Raw genomic sequence first — 19,311 nt, 5'->3', positions numbered from 1 at the left:
CTTTCGAAAGCGGTCGGGAAGGACGCAGGAAATCGGGACGGAGCGCAAAAAAAAAGCGCGGAACATGCTGCTGCACGTTCCGCGTGTACGCACGCAAAAAAATGCGCGCGTCAGGTTTTAGAGAGCGTCGAAGAATCCCTTTGCCTTCAGAAGCTCGGCGTTGAGGATTCCGCCGAGGGCGGCGCCGCGCTTGGTGTTGTGGCTGAGCGCGACGAACTTCACGTCGAACACGTTGCACTTGCGGAGGCGTCCGAGAACGCACGCCATTCCCTTCTCGGTGTCGCGGTCGCGGTTCGGCTGCGGGCGGTTGTCCTCCTCGCGGTAGACAATCGGATGGACGGGGGCGCTCGGAAGGTTCAGTTCCTGCGGGAGCGACGTGAATTCGCGCCACACGCGGAGAATCTCGTCGAGGCTCGGCTTCTTGTCCTCGGGAAGGTCAAATTCGAGGTTCACGCTTGCCGTATGCCCGTCGATGACCGGAACGCGCGTACATGTCGAGGAGACGACGGGGAGAGATGCGTTCTCGATTTTTCCGTCCTTCACGCTTCCGAGAATCTTGAGGCATTCCTTCTCGGTCTTCTCCTCCTCTCCCCCGATGTATGGCACGATGTTGTCAATCATGTCGAACGAGGGCACGCCCGGGTAGCCCGCGCCGCTGACCGCCTGAAGCGTCGTCACAATCATGCGCTTGACGGGATAGCCCGCCTTCTGCAAGGCGTAGAGCGGCATCATGTATGTCTGGAGCGAGCAGTTCGGCTTCACGGCGACGAAACCCTTGTCCCAGCCGTGGTGCTTCTTCTGCTCGGCGATGACGTCGAGGTGGCTGTAGTTGATTTCCGGAATCAGCATCGGAACGTCCTCCGTCCAGCGGTTCGCGCTGGCGTTGGAGACGACGGGGATTCCCTCCGCGGCGTAGGCAGCCTCAAGCGCCTTTATCTCGTCCTTTCCCATCTCAAGCGCGGAGAAGACGAACTTGCACTTTCCGAGCGCCTTCTTCGCGTCGTTCGCGTCCTCGACGGTGAGGTCGGCGACGGCTGCGGGAATGTCCGCCCCGATGAGCCAGCGGTTCGCGACGGCATCCTTGTATTTCTTGCCCGCGCTTCTCGGGCTTGCCGCCACATAGGTGACCTCGAACCACGGATGGTTCTCCAGAAGCTTGATGTAGCGCTGACCGACCATTCCGGTTGCGCCAAGAACTCCGACGTTGATTTTATCCGACATAATTTTTTCTCCTCACGGCGGCAGGCGGAACGTCCGTTGAACGCCGCCCGAACCGCCAAAATGACCGATTTTTCCTGGCTCGACTTAGATTCCGCATTCCTTGAGCGCGGACTCGATGATTTTCTTCGCCTCGTCGTGGACTTCCACGAGCGGGAGCCTGACAGCACCGGCAGCAAGACCGGCGCCGCCCTTGAAATTCATCGCGTACTTGATTGACGTTGGGTTTCCGTCGATGAACGCCGCGCGGAAGAACGGCATGAGCCTGTAGTGGATTCTTCGCGCCTCGGCAAGATTTCCGTCAAGGGCGGAGTGCACCATATCGACGATGAGAGACGGCGCGATGTTCGACACGACGGACACGACGCCGTCGCCGCCGAGCGCGATAAGCGGGAGCGTGAGCGAGTCGTCGCCCGAAAGAACGGCGAAATCGGGCTTCTCAAGTTTTATTTCCTTTATTACGTGCATCATCTGGTCGATGTTGCCGCTCGCTTCCTTGACGCCGATTATGTTCGGGAGGGACGCGATTTTCTTGAGCAGCGGCGTCGGGATGTTCTTTCCGGTGCGCCCCTGGATGTTGTAGACGAGCACGGGAATTCCGACTTTCGAGACTGCCTCAAAATGGCGGAACACGCCCTCGTCGCTCGGCTTGTTGTAGTACGGCGTGACGACGAGCGCGACATCGGCACCAAGAGCCTTCGCGCGGGACGTATAGCGGACAGCATCCTTCGTGTTGTTGCTGCCCGTGCCAATCATCACGGGAACTTTCCGTCCGGATTTCTCGGAATATTTCCGGGCCTCCTCCACGGCAATCCTGATGAGCTTATCCTCCTCATCCTCCTCAAGGCAGGGAGTCTCGCCAGCAGTTCCCAACGGAGCTATGACATCTATCCCGCTCTCAAGCTGGAAGATGACGTTGCCCCGGAACCCCTCGTAATCCACCGAACCGTCCGAATTCATCGGAGTGACCATTGCGGTGATTGCGCCACGCAGTCTAATCATATGCGACCTCGATTTCTCGTTTATTTGTAAGCGGATTCCGATTCTACCGAATTTGACACTCGTTGTCGATTCACGGAAGCAGGCTGCGGCGCGGGCGAATTCGCCGGGGAAAAACAGACCGCATGTTCCCTGCCGGCTTTTCCGAAAAACGAGGCCGGAGGCGGTTGTTTGTGCATACGGCGATTCGGTGCTATAGTAGGAAAGCGCGGTCGGGCAAAACGCGTTTTTTTACGAGAACCGGAAATCGCCCTGCATTTTTCGGGGAAATCGAACCAAACAAAACGAAACTGCCGGAAGGATGAACATTCCGTGCAGTTTTTATGCATTTCAGGAGGACGCCACGGGCGGAATCCTCCAGACAAAAACAAAACTAGGAGAAAAAAAATGAAACCAACACTTTTGGTACTCGCGGCTGGCATGGGAAGCAGATACGGCGGGGTGAAGCAGATTGACGCCGTAGGGAAAAACGGCGAGTGCATCCTCGACTTCTCGACGTTCGACGCGATGCGCGCGGGATTCGGAAAGGCGGTGTTCATCATACGAAAGGACATAGAGAAGGATTTCCGCGAGCGGCTTTTCGACAGGGTTGCGGCGAACTTCGACGCGGAGTACGTTTTCCAGACGCCGGAGGCGCTTCTCACCGAAAATGAGATAAAAATCGCGGCGGAGGCGAAGCGCGCGAAACCGTGGGGAACGATTCACGCCGTGCTGTGCGCGAAGGACAGGATACACGAGCCGTTCGCCGTCATAAACGCGGACGATTACTACGGCCGGAACGGGTTCCAGACGCTCGGAAAATACCTCTCGTCAATCGGGAACGACTGCACAGAGCACGCGATGGTCGGATACACGCTCGGAAAGACGATGAGCAGGAACGGCTCCGTCAGCCGCGGCGTCGCAACGACAAAGGACGGATACCTCGAGACGATTGTGGAGAACACGAAAATCTATTACGGCGGAGAGAATTTCAGCGGGGATTCGATACTTTCCGAGCTGGACGGAAAAACCATCCAGATGACGGGAAACGAGACCGTAAGCATGAACCTCTTCGGGTTCAGCCCCAAGGCGTTCGAGCGGTTCGAAAAATACTGGGACGACTTCAAGAAAACGTCGCTTTCCATGCCTAAAGCCGAGGCGCTCCTCCCCGTCGCGGCAAGCGACATCATAAAGAACGGCGAGGGACGCATAAAAGTCTTCACGTCCGACGAAAGCTGGTTCGGGATGACGTACCCCGAGGACAAGGCAATCGTGAAGGCAGCCATCGCGGAAAAAATCTCGTCAGGATACTACCCGGAAATTCTGTGGAATTAACGCACGGCGCACGCTTTGTTGACGCGCGTCAATCAGTGTTCTTCGGGGCGTGCGCCTTGGTGGATTTAGGTTCGTCCGGCGGGGATTGCGGAAACATCGGCAGTCTCCGGAAAACGGCAAAGGGCGGGATGTTTTTGCGGGCACAACAAAATCAAACTTGTTCGGAAAATGAAGTTTCCGAGCAGGTTGCTTTGAACTCGTCGGCCTGAGCGATAACGAAATTATCGAACAGGTCTATTCAAATACGGAGAAATTAAAAATGACGGAATTCGATTCGATTAAGGCGCAGACGGTGGCATTTTTGTGCGGCTCGATTTTTCGGGAACACATCTACAAAAACAGGGACGACGCGCAGATGGAGGCATTCTTCGCGCAGGCGGAGGAATCGGCTCCGGACAGCGGAAAATTCTACGGGGCATGGTTCCGAGCGTTCGTTGCGGTGGCGCGGAACGACGGGAAAAAATCGTGCGACAATTTTCTCGGGGCGCTTGAAGCGCTCTCGTCAATAAAGGACGCGTCCGCCCTTTCCGACGACCTTCCGGCATTCCTCCAGCAGGGATTCGCGTTCTTCATGTACATCGGCGACGAGGAATCCGCACGGAAATTCTGGACGGAAGGCGCGATGAGGGGATTCTTCGCGAAGCCCGACACGGAATCGTTCTTCCGGAAGCTTTTCGCCAAATTCAACGCGAAAGAGCAGTTCTGGGTGCAGTTCCAGCCGGACATGTTCGTGGACGAGGTGAAGGCGCGGACGAAAGCAAAATCGGACTACAAGAAATCGGCGGAAACGGACGACGCGCTCCTCAAATCGATAAACGACGCGGACGAGGCGGCGTTCATAGCGGCGGCGGCGGGCTGCGATTTTTCGAAGCGGCTCATAAACGGCGTTTCCCCGCTCTACTACGCGATACAGAGAAAAGGGACGATAAAATCGGGCGCAGGCAAATTCACCGACGACATCGTGCAGATTCAGGCAGAGTCGATGGTCGCGAAACTGGATTTGGACAAGCTTCCCGAGGAAATGCGCAACAAGCAGATTCTCGAAATCTTCCATCAGATGCGCTCGACATACGAGAAGTCGGGGCTGGGAAAGATAATGTTCGGCGCGTTTTTCGGGGAGGACGACGAGCTTCCTCAGAAATCGGACGCGCTCGCGGGGATAATCAAGAGGCTCGTCGAGCTGACGCCGGACGTCGACTCGTTCTCGAAGGACACGGGAAACAGAACCGCGACGAACGCGCTCCTTCTTGCCGCGGAAATAGGGGACGAGGAGACGGTGCGCCTTCTCGTCGAAAAGGGCGCGGACGTCGACAAGCCGCTCGGGTTCGCGAAATTCGGCATGAGATACAAGGACGGAACGTCGATTTCCACCGACATCCCGAATTCAGCCGTATACAGGATGATAAGTTTCTCCCAGTTCGGCGTTCTCCGCCAGTATCTGGAGCGATTTCCCGCGAAGGCGAAGCGCGCGATGACAGCGAAAACCGCGAAATGCGACATAACGCCGCTCGTGTATTTCATACTCAGCACGCTCTACGCCTCGAAGGACGAGGAATCATACGGCAGGAACAAAAAGCTCGTCGATGAATTCCTCCCGATTTTCACGGGCGCGGGCGCCGTCATAAACGAGAACACCGCGTTCGGCAGCGCGGAGAAGCTGCTCGGGCTATAGACGAATCTCGCGCAGCAGCTTCCCTTCGATTGAATGGAGGGCGACACGCCGGATTCCGGAACAGTCCGACTCGATTGTCCCGCACGTTTTCCCCTCGGGGCATTTCGGAAGGGAGATTGAGCCGGGGTTGAAGAAAATCCGCCCGCCGTCCTCCTCAAGAAGCGCGACATGCGTGTGCCCCGAAACGATTACCGTTTTCTCGGGAAGCCACGACAAAAGCCGTTCCCGCTCATACAGATGACCGTGATGGACGAAAATCCTGCCCCCGCCGGCGAATATGTTCGCGTACGGGGAAAGGCACGGGAACGAGAGAACCATCTCGTCGACCTCGGCGTCGCAGTTCCCGCGCACGCACGCGATTTTCCCCGAAAGCGGGTTGAGGATTTCCGCGACGCCTTTGGGATTCCAGCCTTCGGGAAGGGGATTCCGAGGGCCGTGGTTGAGGTAGTCGCCGCAGAGGACGAGCATGTCGAAATCGGGGAAGGAAGCGAGGGCAGTTTTCAGGCAGCCTTCGCTTCCGTGTATGTCCGATATTACAAGAAATTTCATCAGTATCTCCAAAAAGAGGAGGTGCCCGAAACGAGTCCGGGCACCTTATTTTGTCATGCCGAACAGATTCCGCATCCATGTATTTCGCGCGCATCGATTTCCGAATCAGCTTTCTGAAAAAAACGTCCGGAATGACGCCGGAAATCCGGGCTGAGCGGTCTGAAAAGCTCCGGCGCTAATTCACGTACCGTTTGCAAAGCTCGGCAAGCCCGGGGTCTGTCGTTCCCTGCCCCACAGCCGCGAATTTCCACTCGGTTCCGTCGCGGTAAAGCTCTCCGAAAACCATCGCCGTCATTTTCGAATAATCGTCGGTGAGGTTGTAACGGCAAAGCTCGGCGCGCGTCTTCTCGTTGACGATTCTGATGAACGCGTTGCGAATCATGCCGAAATGCTGGCTTCGCTCAACGGCGTGGTAGATGTTCACGACGACGACAATCCTGTCGTATTCCTTGGGCACGTGCACGAGGTCGATAAAAATCTGCTCGTCGTCGCCCGCGCCGTCGCCCGTAAGGTTGTCGCCGTGATGGACGACCGTTCCCGACGCATGGCGCAAATTCCCGAAATAGACGATGTCGGCGTTCCCGCAGAGGCGGCCGCCCTTCAGCACGAGCGCGGACGCGTCGCAATCAATCTGCTGCGGCTGCGACAGAATCCCGAAAAAACCGCCTTTTTTTTCCGCGGAGTCCCATCCGAGCCCGACGATTACCTTCTCAAGCCCGGGATTGTCCTTCGTGAGGCTTATGCGCTCACCTTTCTTCAAGCTTACTGCCACGAGAACCTCCTACGCGACTTCGATGCCGAAATGGGCGCACAATGCCGCAAGCCCGCCGCTGAACCCGCTTCCAATCGCGTTGAATTTCCATTCCGCGCCGTTCCGGTACACTTCGCCGACGACGACGGCTGTCTCAATCGAGAAGTCCTCGCCGAGGTCGTACCTCACGATTTCCTTTCCCGCGCTCTCGTCGACGAGCCGGATGAACGCGTTCGACACCTGCCCGAAATTCTGCCGGCGCGCCTCCGCCTCGTAAATCGTGACGGTGAAGACGATGCGGGTTATCGCCTGCGGAATCTTCGAGAGGTCGAGCTTAATCTGCTCGTCGTCGCCCTCTCCCGCTCCCGTCCTGTTGTCGCCCATGTAGACGACGCCGCCCGATTTGTGCTCCTTGTTGCCGTAGAACACGAAATCCTCCTGCGCCGAGACTTTTCCCGAGTCGGTAAGAAGAAAGGCAGACGCGTCAAGGTCGAAGCTTCCGCCCGTGTCGAACGCGTTGACGTCCCATCCCAATCCCACAAGAACGTTCTTCAGCCCGGGATTGTCCTTCGTGAGGCTGACCTTCTCACCTTTTTTCAAACATATTGGCATATATTCCTCCTTGCCGCGGAATCCCCGCAGCCAAAACACGAATCAATCAGGCAGCATCGATTCCGAAATGGGCGCACAGCGCCGCAAGCCCGCCGCTGAACCCGCTTCCAATCGCGTTGAATTTCCACTCCGCGCCGTTCCGGTACAGCTCGCCGACGACAAGCGCCGTCTCAATCGAGAAGTCCTCGCCTAGGTCGTACCTTACGACTTCCGCGCCGTCCGCATCGTTGACGATTCTGATGAACGCGTTCGACACCTGCCCGAAGTTCTGCCGCCGCTTCTCCGCCTCGTAAATCGTGACGGTGAACGCAATCCGCTCTATGTTCGGCGGGACTTTCTGCAAATCGACATCGACCTGCTCGTCGTCGCCCTCGCCGTCGCCCGTCCTGTTGTCGCCCTTGTGCACGACGCTCCCGCTCTTGTGCGAGAGATTGTTGTAGAAGATGAACTCGCCGTCGGAAGGGCATTTCCCGTTCGCGCCGAGCATGAAAACGGAGACGTCAAGATCGAACTGCGAGCCGGAATCGAACGCGTTGACGTCCCATCCCAACCCGACCATAACTTTTTTGAGCGACGGGTTTCCCTTCGTCAGGTCAACCTTCTGCCCCTTCACCAAACTTACCGGCATGCATTCCTCCTTTTTTTTACTGCTTACCGTTGAATTTCTGCATGAACTCGCGCTTTATGGCGTCGAGCCGGACGATATCCTCCTCGCGCTTTTTCTTCGCGTCCTCGCCAATCCTGCGCGCCTCGTCTATCCCGGACGTTATCGTGCGCCAAGTCTTTTCGAGCGTCTCGATTTTTATGGAGCTTTCCGAAACCATGCGTAGCGTCGCCGTCGAAACCTCCACGGTGTTCTGCGCGTTCTTGACGAGCATCTCGTTCGTGCGCTTGTCGAGCGCCTCGAGAGACTCCGCCTGGATGCGCTGCCGCTTGAGGAGGATTGCCTGCGCGATTCCCTGCTTGAAAACGGGAAGCGTGACGATGAACGCCGAATTTATCTTCCTGATGAGGTTGAAGTTGCTGAATTCCATCGTCTTTATCATCGGAATCGACTGCATCGCGACGTTCTCTGCCATGCGGAGGTCCTGCGTCCGCTGCTCCATCATAAGGCGCGCCTGCTCAAGCTCCTGAATCTCGAATTTCAGCGAGTTGTCGCCGGTGGACTCAAGCTCGGCGCGGCGGGCGGCGATGTACTCGTCAAGCTCCGCGCACGCCTGCTCGCCCGCGAGGATGTACTTCACGAGCTGATGGTAGCTTTCGACGTTCGCCTCGAAAAGCTTGTCGAGGTTCTTGTTCGACTCGCGTATCTCCGCCTCGAACGACTTGAGCTGGACGTATATTTTGTCCACATCCTCGCCGAGCGTGTGGTATTTCGCCATTATCTTCTCAATCTGCTTCTTGAGGTTCCCGAACATCCTGCTCAAAAAACCGGGGTCGGCCTTTATCTCGTTGATGTCGAATTTGTCCATTATCTTCGCGAGCGTGCCGAGAAGCTCGCTCGTCTCGTCGATTTTCGCGACGCTCATCCCGCCGAGAACGGCATCGGACGCCTTCGCAATCTCGCCGGCAGCCTCCGCCCCGAAGTTCACAATCGTGTCGATGTTGTGGACCTCAATGCGGCTGACGAGGCTGTCAACCTCCGCCGAACCGACAAGCGTCTTGCCGAGGCTTTTCCTGTCCGCGACGATGTCGTACGTCCTTACGGCCGAATCGTCCTCGACGGGCAGGCGTTCCTCATTCCGCCCGAAATCAAGTGCCATAAATCACCTCCTCCTAAAAAACTTCCCGAAAATCGAGCGCGCTGCGCGGGAAACGTCTGCCGGAAACTCATCCGGAACGGAAAGCCCGCAGACGAAATCCCCGACGACGTGCTCATCGGGAAGGATATCGCGAAAATTGCCCTCGACGCTCCTGTATCCCGTCGGGACAAAAAAGACGACGTCGAATCCGCAAACCACGAGGAATGCCGACAGAATCGAATCCTCGACGGAAATCTCGCTCTCGCCCGCGTTCACGTAGACGAATTTAGGGCTTTTTTTCGTAAAATCAAAATTCTGGAACAGCCTGACGATTTCGCCCGGCATGTTCAGTATTGTCGAGACGGCAAGGTATTCCGTCCCGTTCTCCCCGATTCCCCGCACGAGTTTCCGCTCGATGAGGAGAGAAAGCTTCTCGAGGATGAAATCCTGCATTTCCCCGCGCAGAATCCTGTACGGAAAATCAGGATGCGCCTTTATGTAATCGACCCGGAGCCGCCCGTCACGGTAGAATTCGGAGGCGAACCGCGCCATCGGGCTGAACGACCCGTGCTTTATGAAGGGCGCGCCGCGGACGACGAACGCGTCATTGCCGGAAAGGGAGCCGATTGTTCTCCAGTAGCGCCCAACGTCGCCGCCGTCAACGCCCGATATTTTCGCGAATATGACGGGAATGCCGACGACATCTCCGTCGACGCGGAAATTCGGGCGGAACCGCGCCTCCTCTCCCCACAGAATCGGAATCTCGTCCGCTGTCGTCCGCAAAATCACGGCTTCCGCCCGAGAATGCTGCTTCTCGCGGAACAATCCTGTCCCCGTGTAGAGAATCCCGTCAAGGTCGCGCTCGGCACGGAACGCCACGGTCCCCACGCGCGAAAAATCCCCGCCGGCGGGAAAGCGCGAAAGAGGAACGCTCTCCGCGTTCTTGACGGCGGCAATCTCCACGCCGGAAAAATCGCACGGCGAATTCAAATCGGGGCGCAGGACGAGGACGTCGACGGGAAGGCGGGAAAGAAGCGACAGGAACGCCGCCTCGGTCGCGCCGCCCTCCGCCCCGAACTGTATGAAAAGGGAAACGGACGGGAGCTTCATGTTCCTGAAAAGAGCCGGGGCATACCGCGCGACGTAGCAGCACAGCGTAACCGCGCGGCTCACGAGACGGCTTCCGGCGCATCCTTTTTTCGATTCCGCGAAGACCGTCTCGGAAAACGCCCGCCTCATCATCGACTCGATTTCCCTGCTCGCGCCCCACTGGATGGACGACGACAGCGCCGACGCAATCGCAGCCGGTGAATCCTCGCGGCCGCGCCTTATCCTTGCGATTTCCTCGGTCGTCGCGCGCGGGATTCCCCCGTCAACGACAACGATATTGCGGCCGCGAGATTCGATTCCGCGCCTGAACGACAAAAGCTTTCCTTCGTAAAGGTTCCTGTCCTCGGCGCCGTCAATCCTGCAGAACACGTTTCTGATTTCGTTTTCGCCCGAACCGCGCGCGGAAACATCCGTCTCCACGGCGCAAAAACCGTCGCCGATGTCATAGGCGTTCGTCACGACGCGAAAGGCGCAGGAATCGGGCGCACAGGAAACGGACGGCCCGGCGCCGCGCAAGACGGAATCCGGAAAACCATCCGGAAGCGGCTCCGTCCCGCCGGAAATCGAGTCGGAAAAAGTTGACGACGGGTCGAGCCGGGAATACGACGCGCCGCCGTCAGCGCACACGAGGACAGCGTCGCAGCCCGCGCCCACAAGCGCATGGACGAACAGAAGCTCGTGCGCGGAAATGTCCCCGAACGCGATTATCTTCGGGACGCGCGATGAGCCGAGGGAACTGACGACGAGCGGGAATCTGTAGTAAAGCCAGCACATGAATTTGACGAACGCGCTCCTCACCGCCCCCTCGGGTTTCCCATGCGATGACAGAACGGAAAGCGAGCGGATTATCGAGCGTGAAAGAAGCGGGACAACGGTTTTCCTGAGAGAAGGAAGCCAACGCGGAAGATTTGACGAGACGGAATCCTCCGTTATCCGGAAATTCTTTCCGAAATGCTCCTCGAAAAAAGCGATGTTGCCGCCGTCAGGATTCGGTATGCGACCGTCGATTACGCACCCGCACGTTCTGGCATCGCGGCAGAATTCGGAGACGAACAGCGCGGTGTCCCCGCTCCAGCCGCAAATCCGCGAGAAATGGACGAAATTCCCGCCGCGCGATGCCATCGGCACGAAATAGTCGCCGAGGCTTTTCACGCATTTCCGAACGAAAAGAGAGTCGCTCACAGCGCGCTCCTGAAAAGGGTTCGGCATGGACAGTTATTCGGAAATAAGCGGAGTTGTTTTTTCATGCGCACAATGATAGCACACATATCGGTTTCTGTTCACGGAAAACGCGCGTCATCGGGGCAAGAGCAAAAAAGGAAGAATCAGAAGCAGTTCCCCTCGATTTCGCGGAAAAGAGTCTCGTACAGCGTCGTTATGTCGAGGTTTGCCTGAAGGAGCGACAATTTCAGCCGGCGCGCGAGGCAGTAGCAGACCCGGAACCCCAGCCGCGGCTCGATGTTCGACAGCGCGGAGAACGTGGAGCCTTTCAGCGCGAGCGTCCGGCACGCCGTCTTCGCCTTTACGGTCGCCGTTCTCCTGTCCGAGCCGAGAAGCGCGCCTTCCCCGAAGAAAACGTGCTCGCCCGCCCCCATCTCCGCAAGCGCGATTGTGTCCCCGGACGGCGTATCCCTGAAAACCTGCACGCTTCCTTCTATAAGAATATGGAAATCGTCGCCGACCTCGCCCTCGCGGATTATGACGTCGCCCGCCTTGAACGAGCGCGGGGAAAGGTTGTCGTAGACGACGCGGAGAATCCGCCTGTCATCCTCGCTTTCGATGCTGAACGTGTCGAAAAGCTCAATCCCGACGAGCCAGGGAAGCACGTCCTCAAATTTCTGCCGTTTTGCCATCGCTTCCTCCTGACTTTCCTACAGCTCTTCCTTTCCCTTGACGAAAATCGCCTTCGTGTTCGGCTGGATGACGAATGAATCGTCTGGCGCGAGCACCGGCTCGTTGCTTTTCAGCGTCTTCACCTTCATGAGATTGCCGACGACGGTCTTCACGTCCGGGTTTTTCTGCGCCTCGCGGACGGCTTCCTTCCTCCGCTGGTAGAAATTCCCCGTGTTGAGGAGAAGCCCCACCAGAATCGAGCGGTCGCGCCCAGAAGCGTAGACGGAACGCGCGAAATCGCCGTACGTGCGCCCGATGAAATTCGCCGGGATGTTCTCTATCAAGATTCCCGAATCGGCGTCGTCCCCGATAAGCTCGCGGATGACGTTCGAGTACCCCATGCCGCTCGAAGCCGTGGCGAGAAGCGCGTCCTCGTAATCGGTCGTGAGGATGACCTCGTCGCAGTGCGCGAGCTGGAGATGGCTCTCGAATTTCGCGTCGGAAAGCTCGGCGACGACGTACAGCGACGGGTTCATGTTCTTGAGCGTGAGGACGGAAAGAACTGTGCGCGAATCGACATCGACAAGCGAGCCGCCGCTCCGCGACCTGTCGGCGATGACGAGCGCCCGCTCGGCGCTTTTCACGAGCGCGCGCCTCATCACGTCCGCGTCGGAGCAGTCGCCCGATATGTAGTGGATTCCCTTGAAGCGGATTTGCGCGCGCACATGCTCAATCGCCTCGTAGGGCGCCTCGTTCACAAGGACAATCTGGTCTGGCGTTATCTCCGGATTCGAATTCAAAACCGCGTCGAGGATTCCCTCAAAACCGTTCCTCCATCCGCAAAGCAGAAAATGTCCGCTGAGATTCTTCACTTTTCCAAGCCCCCTGTCCTTCTTCAGCTGAATGTCCATAAAAACCGACGCAATCTTCGCCGTAAACGTGCTGAAAAGCAGTATTCCAGAAATGAGCATTATCAAGCTGCACAGACGCCCGATTCCGGTTTTCACGACGAAATCGAAATACCCCGCGGTGAACGCCACCACGAAATGCCAGTAGCCGTCAATCGGGCTCGACATCGATTTTCCGCGCTCGGCCGCATACGTTATCTGTATAAGCGCGAGGAAGAACAACGGAAGCGCGATATAGCAGTACGTCAGCGGAGAGCGCAGCACGCGGAGAATATGCCGTTTGAAGTACTTCCGCCTGCTCGTCTTTTTCTTTTTCATTACGCCCCCGTCCCGTCTATTGTATCACGACGGAACCGCCAAATCGGCAAAAAACAGAATTTTTGATTTTTCCGTTTTTCTTGAGCATATCTGAGCATTTTCTTAACATTTACTTATATTTTTGTTGGAATATAGATAGCCCATGATATAATCAGATTCATTTACCAAAAAATTCAAAACGCCCTGTGCAGAAAAATTGAACAACCGGATTTTTTTTGAAGAAAACACAAAAACGAAAGGAGAAAACATGAAGACGATTTTGCGCTCACAAATCCTCTTGTTTCCCAAAAAAAATGCGAAGAACCGCTACGACATCTGCCCGCCCGAACCAATCATCGAATTTGAACTGAACTGAACTAAAAAACAAAACTTCCGGCAAGAAGCAAAACTGCCAAGGAGAAACACATGAAAAAGATTTTCAAGGCAATCGCGGCTCTTGCATTGCTTTCGTGCGCAGGAACGGCGGTGGCACAGCGCGGCGACCAGGCGACAAGGAACAGAGGCACAGAGGGTGAATCTGCAAGCACGAAAAACGCAGTTACTGTAGAGTTTAGGACTCTTTACGACCGAGAAATTCCTATCCGTACTACAAAGGGAGACTTTGTTCCGACAGTCAACAGTTTCCGTTTTGAGGAGAATCCTGCTGGCGTGAAAATCACAAGCGTTACAAGGGATACCGCCTCTGCAAACACATACAACGCAAAATTCACTTTGACTTCCGCTCGCGGCAATTTGAAATTCTGGCTTGTAGACAATGACGCAAATTACGTGCCTATCACTTTCAACGGAACAACCGGCAAGGTTGCGACAATGGAAGTCTGCGAGCCAATGAGCGATGGAATACCGCAACGTTATGTAACTATCACAGCAAGCGAGACGCAGGACAGTTCGTTCGGTGGACCTAGCACACAGCAAAAAACGCAGGCAAAAAACGCAGGCTACGAGGACGGCTTCAAATCAGCGGTGGGCGAAAAAGAGTCGAACTACAGAAGTCGTGCCTCGGCAAAATCGAGCGAACTCGGATACACAAGCGCGCTTGTGGGCGACTACATGGAAGGTGTCAAGACGGGAAGGCTCAACAAGGCTGAAGCGAACGGCTACAAAATCTGCTACGACGAGTACACGAAGCTGAAGAAGGAAGCGGCCGCGGCAAAGAAGAAGGTGACCCCAAAAATCAACTACACAAAATTGGCGCAGAACAGCGGCTACACCGACAGCGCGGAAATCGAACGCTTCAAGAAAGGCGGAGAGAAAGGCGTGAAGGCTGCGCAGGACGGAAAATCAGCAGTGGTTCCGAAGTTCTCGAACCCGTACAAATAAGACACACCTGTCATTTGCAGTACTTGATTCAGAATCGAGTTCTGCAATGGCAGTTTTCAAAAGCACACAAGGATATTTTATGAAGAGGATTTTTAAATCTGCCAGGGCGGTTCTTGTCGCGTCGGCATTTTTTATGGCGGCGGAAAGCGCGTTTTCCCAGTCGAACAGCGACTTCATGTTCTAGGCGACGAAGAGCGCAGTGACGGTGACTTGCGACAGTTCCGCGAAAATGTCCAGCACCACAGCAGAGACGACGTTCACCGTGAAAGGGAATCTTTCAGTTTCCACATCGAACATCGCGCTCGCGACCAACACCTGCGGCGCGAAAATCCAGAGCGTCACAAAAGGCACGAGCTCGAACGGCGCGACGACCTACACGCTCACCGTTTCGTTCGCAAAAGCCGGCTCGTTCTCGTACACCGTGTCCGACGCGAACAAAAAGAAGCTCGCCACATCGAGCGAAATCAAAGTAACAATCGCTTCTTCCAAGTCAAAACTGAAGAGCATTGACATAATGAAAGTGAAAAAATGACAGACCTCTGACTTTCAATGAGGTCGCAAACCAAACTTCCGGCAAGAAGAGAAAATGCCAAGGAGAAACACATGAAAAAGATTTTTAAAACAGCCGCATTTATCGCGGTCACATTCTGCATGGCAGGGGCAACCTTTGCAGCTCCATCAGGCACTTACGAAGAAGGCTACAAGACAGGATATGCCACCGAGCCAGGCTCCCGTGCGTCACGCTCCAAAAAGTCAGAAGAATTCTATGCGGGTTTTGCGGCAGGTCAGGCGGACAACGCAGCCAAAGCCTCTTCCGCAATTTCCGTGAACGGCAAGTTCATCAGGAATTCTGCGATGGCGGTAGTTCAGGGCGGAAACATAAAGGGAAAAGGAGCCGAGTTCGGAGAGATGGGCCTCATCGACGAGGGCGCGAACATCGCTCCGTACTACATCGGAAAATACGAGGTCACGCAGGAATTCTACGAGGCGGTCATCGGAAGCCAGAAGAACACATTCGACAAAGCCCCTTCCGGCAACCGCAAGGACACGCTCGTAAAAGGCGAGACGCAGGAGAGACGACCTGTGGATGGCGTCACCTGGTACGACGCGATTAACTTCTGCAACATTTTGAGCAAGGCAGAGGGACTGCAGGAAGCCTACACAATCAAGGTAAAGAAAGAAGAAAGCGGCCACATAATGGACGCTGATGTTTCATGGAACAAGAAAGCGAACGGCTTCCGCCTTCCTTCCGAGGAGGAATGGGAACTTGCCTGCCGCGGCGGCGACCCCGCAAAAAAAGATTTCGCTTATTCGTTCAGCGGCGCGGCCTCTCCGTCATACGACGGCAAGGCCGCAACTAGCGCGGACTTGGACAAAGTCGGCTGGTACGCATACAACCCTAGCGGAAAGACTTCGAGCGCGAAAGGCGAAAAAGGAGTTCCGGGCTTCTGCTCCCACGAAGTCGGCAAGAAGGGCGCGAACGCTATCGGCGCTTACGACATGAGCGGAAACGTCTACGAATGGGTCTACGATGTCGGCGACGACGGAGAGCGCATCATCCGCGGAGGAGCCTACACGACTTCCGCCGCAGCGTGCAAGATAACGGCTTACAACGACGAACCACCTTCAAAGAAATTGACAGGAATCGGCTTCCGCATCGCGCGCAACGCAAAATAAAGCGAAAAATGCACAAAATCCTCCAGCGTACCGCGCAATGAAAAGCACGGAACGGCTGGAGGATTTTTTTTCTCTGAATTTGAATTTACATCCTGTCCAAATACGGCACCAGAACAAGCCCCATAGCTTCCTTGAGGACGCGGAGGGTTGCGGACGCCAATGTGAGCCTAGCCCTCTTCAAGTTCTCGTCGGTTGAACCGAGAATCGGGCACTCCTGGTAGAACTTGGAGAAGAGCTTCGCCACGTCGTAGATGTAGCCTGTCACGACCGAAGCGTCGAAATTCTCGGCGGAGCGGCGGATTGTCTCAGGGTAATCTCCGAGCTTCTTGAGCAAATCCCATTCCTCGGCCGCGCTCAAAAGCTTCGCGGCGTCGGACGGAACCATCGCCTTCACGCCGGCCTCGTCAGCCTTGCGCAAAATCGATGCGATGCGCGCGCCCATGTACTGCAAATACGGTCCCGTGTTTCCGTTGAAGCTCAAAGATTCTTCCGGGTTGAAAATCATGTCCTTCACAGGGGAGACCTGGAGGAGATAGTAGTGCAAGGCGGCAAGCGCAACTTTTTCCGCAACCTCGTTCGCGTCGCCAACATCCTCCTCGCGCCCCCTCTCTTTTATCGCCTTGAGAGCGTCATCGCGGAGTGAATCAATCAAATCGTCTGCGTCAACGACAGTTCCCTCGCGGCTCTTCATGCGGCCGTTCGGAAGGTTCACGAGACCGTAGCTCAAGTGGTAGAGCTTCTCGGCCCAGTCGAATCCGAGCTTCTTCAAAATGTAGAAGAGGACCTTGAAGTGGAAAATCTGCTCAGAAGCGACAACATAGACCAACTGGTTGAAAGCCCAGTCCTTGTGCCTTGAAATCGCCGTTCCGATATCCTGCGTGATGTAGACGCTCGTTCCGTCCTTCCTCAAAAGAACCTTCTCGTGGTCCTCTCCGTCCTTGCCCTTGCCCACGGCCTCCGTAACGTCCACGCGCACAGAGCCGTCCTCGGCCTTGAAGAAAACGCCCTTCTCAAGCCCCTTCAGAATCTCGTCCTTGCCCTTGAGGTAGGTCTCGCTCTCGAAATAGAACTTGTCGAACGAAACGCCAGTCCTGTCGTATGTGACCTTCACGCCGTCGAACGTCCACTTGTTCATCATCTCCCAGAGCTTTCTCGTCTCCTCGTCGCCGGCCTCCCACTTTCTGAGCATCTCCTCCGCCATCTCCTGGGCTTCCGGGTGGGCGGTCTCGGGCTTCCCCTTCTCGCCCTTCAAATATTTGTCGAATTCGACGTAGCACTGACCGACAAAGTGGTCGCCCTTCATGCCAAGGCTTTCCGGGGTGTCGCCGTTCTTCTCGTGGAAGAGCTTGTAGGCGAGCATAGACTTGCAGATGTGGATTCCGCGGTTGTTGATGAGGTCCACCTTGAAGACTTCCGCGCCTGCCTTCTTGAGGATTCTCGACACTGATTCGCCGAGGGCGTCGTTCCGCAAGTGCCCGAGGTGGAGCGGCTTGTTCGTGTTCGGGGAGGAGAATTCAATCATCACTTTCCTGCCGTCCAGGAAAGGCTTTCCGTCGGAGCCGAGAGTTCCGAATTTGTCGCCCTCGGATTCGATTTTTGAGAGGATTGAGGCGGCGGAAGCGGATTTGTCGAGCTTCACGTTCACATAAGGGCCGACTGCGAGGATTTCGCCTATCGCCGACGCTTTTGCCGAAAGCTCCTGGTTCGACGAGATGATTCCGACGATTTCTCCGGCAATCGCGGCGGGATTGCTGCCGAACGGTTTCGCGAAGACGAACATCGGCACCCCGAGGTCGCCCATCTCGGGCTTCGGCGGATTCACGACGGCGGCTTTCTCCAAAAGTGCCGCATCAAAATCGACGCCCTTCTCTTTTTTGAGGGAATCGATGGCGGACAACACGAGGTTTTTGAATTCGATTTTCGAGTCAGACATTTTATCTTCCTTAATTTGAGAGTAATTTTTTCCAGAACGCGGCTCGCGTATCCTTTCCGCAAACAATCGTTCTATACTTTAGGCTGGTTTTCGACTATTATAAAAAATCACACTTCATTTTACTAGACGAAGAGGTTCATAATGGACACCAAGGTAATCGACACATACATCGACGAGCTGATGACGAAATCGACGGCGGAAATTCCCGTATGGAACATCGAGAAGGCGAAAGCAGGAAAGAAATCCGGATGGGACTACATCGACGGATGCATGATTCTCGCGCTCCTCGAGATGTACGACACGAGCGGGGATAAGAAATTCCTTGATTTTGCCGACTACTACGAAGATTTCAGGATATCGGACGACGGTTCCATCGACGGATACAAAAAAGACGAATGGAACATCGACAACATCAACGGCGGAAAGAACCTTTTCGTCCTCTATTCAATAACCAAAAAGGAAAAATACAGGAAGGCGCTCGAAAACCTCTACGACCAGGTGAAGAACCAGCCGCGCACGAAGGAGGGGAATTTCTGGCACAAGAAAATCTACCCGAACCAGGTGTGGCTCGACGGGCTTTACATGGGGCTGCCGTTCTACATGGAGTACGAGACGACGTTCAACGATTCGAAAAACAGGGAAGACATTTACAACCAGTTCTTCAACGTCGAGCGGATTATGAAAGACCCGAAGACAGGGCTATACTTCCACGGATACGACAGCGAGCGGAAAATGTTCTGGGCGGACAAGGAGACGGGACTGAGCCGCAACTTCTGGCTGCGCTCTCTCGGATGGTTCAGCATGGCGATGCTCGACACGCTCAACAAAGCGAGCGACCGCGGCAGCGAAAACTGGAACCACCTCAAATCGATGTTCCGCGACCTTCAGACGGCAATGCTCGCGTTCCAGGACGAAAGCGGGATGTGGTATCAGGTTCCCAACCGACAGAACGAGGGAGCAAATTACCTTGAGACGAGCGGAAGCGCGATTTTCGCGTATTCGATGATGAAAGGATTCCGCACGAAGATTCTCGACGACACGAAATTCCGCGACGCGGGTCTCAAGGCGTTCAACGGAATCTGCGACCGCTACCTCACGACGGAGGACGGAAAGCTCGGACTCGGCGGAATCTGCCTTGTCGCAGGCCTCGGCCCCGAAACCTCTCCCCGCCGCGACGGAAGCTTCGAATACTACATGAGCGAGCCAATCGTAAAAGACGACGCAAAAGGCGTCGGACCGTTCATTCTTGCGTACAACGAAACCCGCATTGTTTAGTTCGTTCTAAGTCTGGCTTCTATGGAGCGGGTTTACGCAGGCTTCGCTGCGCCTTGGTGGGTGGGCGCGCGTTTTTTTGT

17 protein-coding genes are annotated in these 19,311 nt (G+C 55.7%); 6 read left to right on the top strand and 11 right to left on the bottom strand.

Annotation, left to right across the window (positions count from 1 at the left end):
- Positions 1-117 precede the first annotated feature (117 nt).
- On the bottom strand, positions 118-1,221 hold the full coding sequence (gene asd / locus TRESADRAFT_RS06390) for an aspartate-semialdehyde dehydrogenase (protein ID WP_002703977.1): 1,104 nt from the start codon (positions 1,219-1,221) through the stop codon (positions 118-120).
- 84 nt (positions 1,222-1,305) lie between these two features.
- Entirely contained in the window at positions 1,306-2,220 is a 915-nt protein-coding gene (gene dapA, locus TRESADRAFT_RS06385; RefSeq protein WP_002703976.1) for a 4-hydroxy-tetrahydrodipicolinate synthase, read from the bottom strand.
- Between the two features lie 384 nt (positions 2,221-2,604).
- On the opposite strand from dapA, the gene TRESADRAFT_RS06380 reads away from it, so the two are divergent.
- On the top strand, positions 2,605-3,531 hold the full coding sequence (locus tag TRESADRAFT_RS06380; RefSeq protein WP_002703975.1) for a nucleotidyltransferase family protein: 927 nt from the start codon (positions 2,605-2,607) through the stop codon (positions 3,529-3,531).
- 259 nt (positions 3,532-3,790) lie between these two features.
- Positions 3,791-5,203 carry an ankyrin repeat domain-containing protein gene (locus tag TRESADRAFT_RS06375; RefSeq protein ID WP_002703973.1) on the top strand — a complete coding sequence of 471 codons (1,413 nt, stop codon included), beginning with the start codon at positions 3,791-3,793 and terminating at the stop codon, positions 5,201-5,203.
- Here the strand turns inward: TRESADRAFT_RS06375 and yfcE are convergent.
- The 8 genes from yfcE to TRESADRAFT_RS06335 form a co-directional block, all read right to left on the bottom strand.
- On the bottom strand, positions 5,198-5,752 hold the full coding sequence (yfcE, locus tag TRESADRAFT_RS06370) for a phosphodiesterase (RefSeq protein ID WP_002703972.1): 555 nt from the start codon (positions 5,750-5,752) through the stop codon (positions 5,198-5,200). The genes TRESADRAFT_RS06375 and yfcE overlap by 6 nt on opposite strands.
- 175 nt (positions 5,753-5,927) lie before the next feature.
- Entirely contained in the window at positions 5,928-6,524 is a 597-nt protein-coding gene (locus TRESADRAFT_RS06365) for a TerD family protein (RefSeq protein WP_002703964.1), read from the bottom strand.
- Positions 6,525-6,533: 9 nt separating this feature from the next.
- On the bottom strand, positions 6,534-7,115 hold the full coding sequence (locus TRESADRAFT_RS06360) for a TerD family protein (protein ID WP_002703962.1): 582 nt from the start codon (positions 7,113-7,115) through the stop codon (positions 6,534-6,536).
- Positions 7,116-7,161: 46 nt separating this feature from the next.
- Complete coding sequence (locus tag TRESADRAFT_RS06355) at positions 7,162-7,743, bottom strand: TerD family protein (RefSeq protein ID WP_002703961.1); 582 nt, start codon at positions 7,741-7,743, stop codon at positions 7,162-7,164.
- A gap of 16 nt (positions 7,744-7,759) precedes the next feature.
- Positions 7,760-8,878: a toxic anion resistance protein gene (locus tag TRESADRAFT_RS06350; protein WP_002703959.1), complete on the bottom strand. Its 1,119-nt coding sequence runs from the start codon at positions 8,876-8,878 to the stop codon at positions 7,760-7,762.
- A 3-nt stretch (positions 8,879-8,881) separates the two neighbouring features.
- Positions 8,882-11,149 carry a YceG family protein gene (locus tag TRESADRAFT_RS06345; protein ID WP_002703957.1) on the bottom strand — a complete coding sequence of 756 codons (2,268 nt, stop codon included), beginning with the start codon at positions 11,147-11,149 and terminating at the stop codon, positions 8,882-8,884.
- Between the two features lie 143 nt (positions 11,150-11,292).
- The gene (locus TRESADRAFT_RS15060) at positions 11,293-11,820 is read right to left on the bottom strand and encodes a cyclic nucleotide-binding domain-containing protein (protein WP_002703955.1); all 528 of its coding nucleotides are present in this window, start codon (positions 11,818-11,820) and stop codon (positions 11,293-11,295) included.
- 18 nt (positions 11,821-11,838) lie between these two features.
- Positions 11,839-13,026 carry a TrkA-related ion transporter gene (locus TRESADRAFT_RS06335; protein WP_002703954.1) on the bottom strand — a complete coding sequence of 396 codons (1,188 nt, stop codon included), beginning with the start codon at positions 13,024-13,026 and terminating at the stop codon, positions 11,839-11,841.
- 405 nt (positions 13,027-13,431) lie between these two features.
- On the opposite strand from TRESADRAFT_RS06335, the gene TRESADRAFT_RS06330 reads away from it, so the two are divergent.
- From TRESADRAFT_RS06330 to TRESADRAFT_RS06320, 3 genes are all read left to right on the top strand, one after another.
- Positions 13,432-14,346, top strand: coding sequence for a hypothetical protein (locus TRESADRAFT_RS06330; protein ID WP_002703950.1), 915 nt, complete (start codon positions 13,432-13,434; stop codon positions 14,344-14,346).
- Between the two features lie 199 nt (positions 14,347-14,545).
- A complete protein-coding gene (locus TRESADRAFT_RS06325; protein ID WP_040842414.1) occupies positions 14,546-14,878 on the top strand; it encodes a hypothetical protein in 333 nt (110 codons plus the stop codon).
- Between the two features lie 71 nt (positions 14,879-14,949).
- A complete protein-coding gene (locus TRESADRAFT_RS06320; RefSeq protein ID WP_002703943.1) occupies positions 14,950-16,023 on the top strand; it encodes a formylglycine-generating enzyme family protein in 1,074 nt (357 codons plus the stop codon).
- Between the two features lie 85 nt (positions 16,024-16,108).
- Here TRESADRAFT_RS06320 and argS read toward each other — a convergent pair whose 3' ends face one another.
- Positions 16,109-17,956, bottom strand: a complete 1,848-nt coding sequence (gene argS, locus TRESADRAFT_RS06315; RefSeq protein ID WP_002703941.1) for an arginine--tRNA ligase — start codon at positions 17,954-17,956, stop codon at positions 16,109-16,111.
- 141 nt (positions 17,957-18,097) lie between these two features.
- Between argS and TRESADRAFT_RS06310 the strand changes: the two genes are divergently transcribed.
- Positions 18,098-19,231, top strand: coding sequence for a glycoside hydrolase family 88/105 protein (locus TRESADRAFT_RS06310; protein WP_002703939.1), 1,134 nt, complete (start codon positions 18,098-18,100; stop codon positions 19,229-19,231).
- The last annotated feature ends 80 nt before the right edge of the window (positions 19,232-19,311 follow it).

Origin of the sequence: Treponema saccharophilum DSM 2985, assembly GCF_000255555.1 — a bacterium.
GTDB lineage: Bacteria > Spirochaetota > Spirochaetia > Treponematales > Treponemataceae > Treponema_D > Treponema_D saccharophilum.
This window is presented reverse-complemented; position numbering and strand designations above follow the sequence as displayed.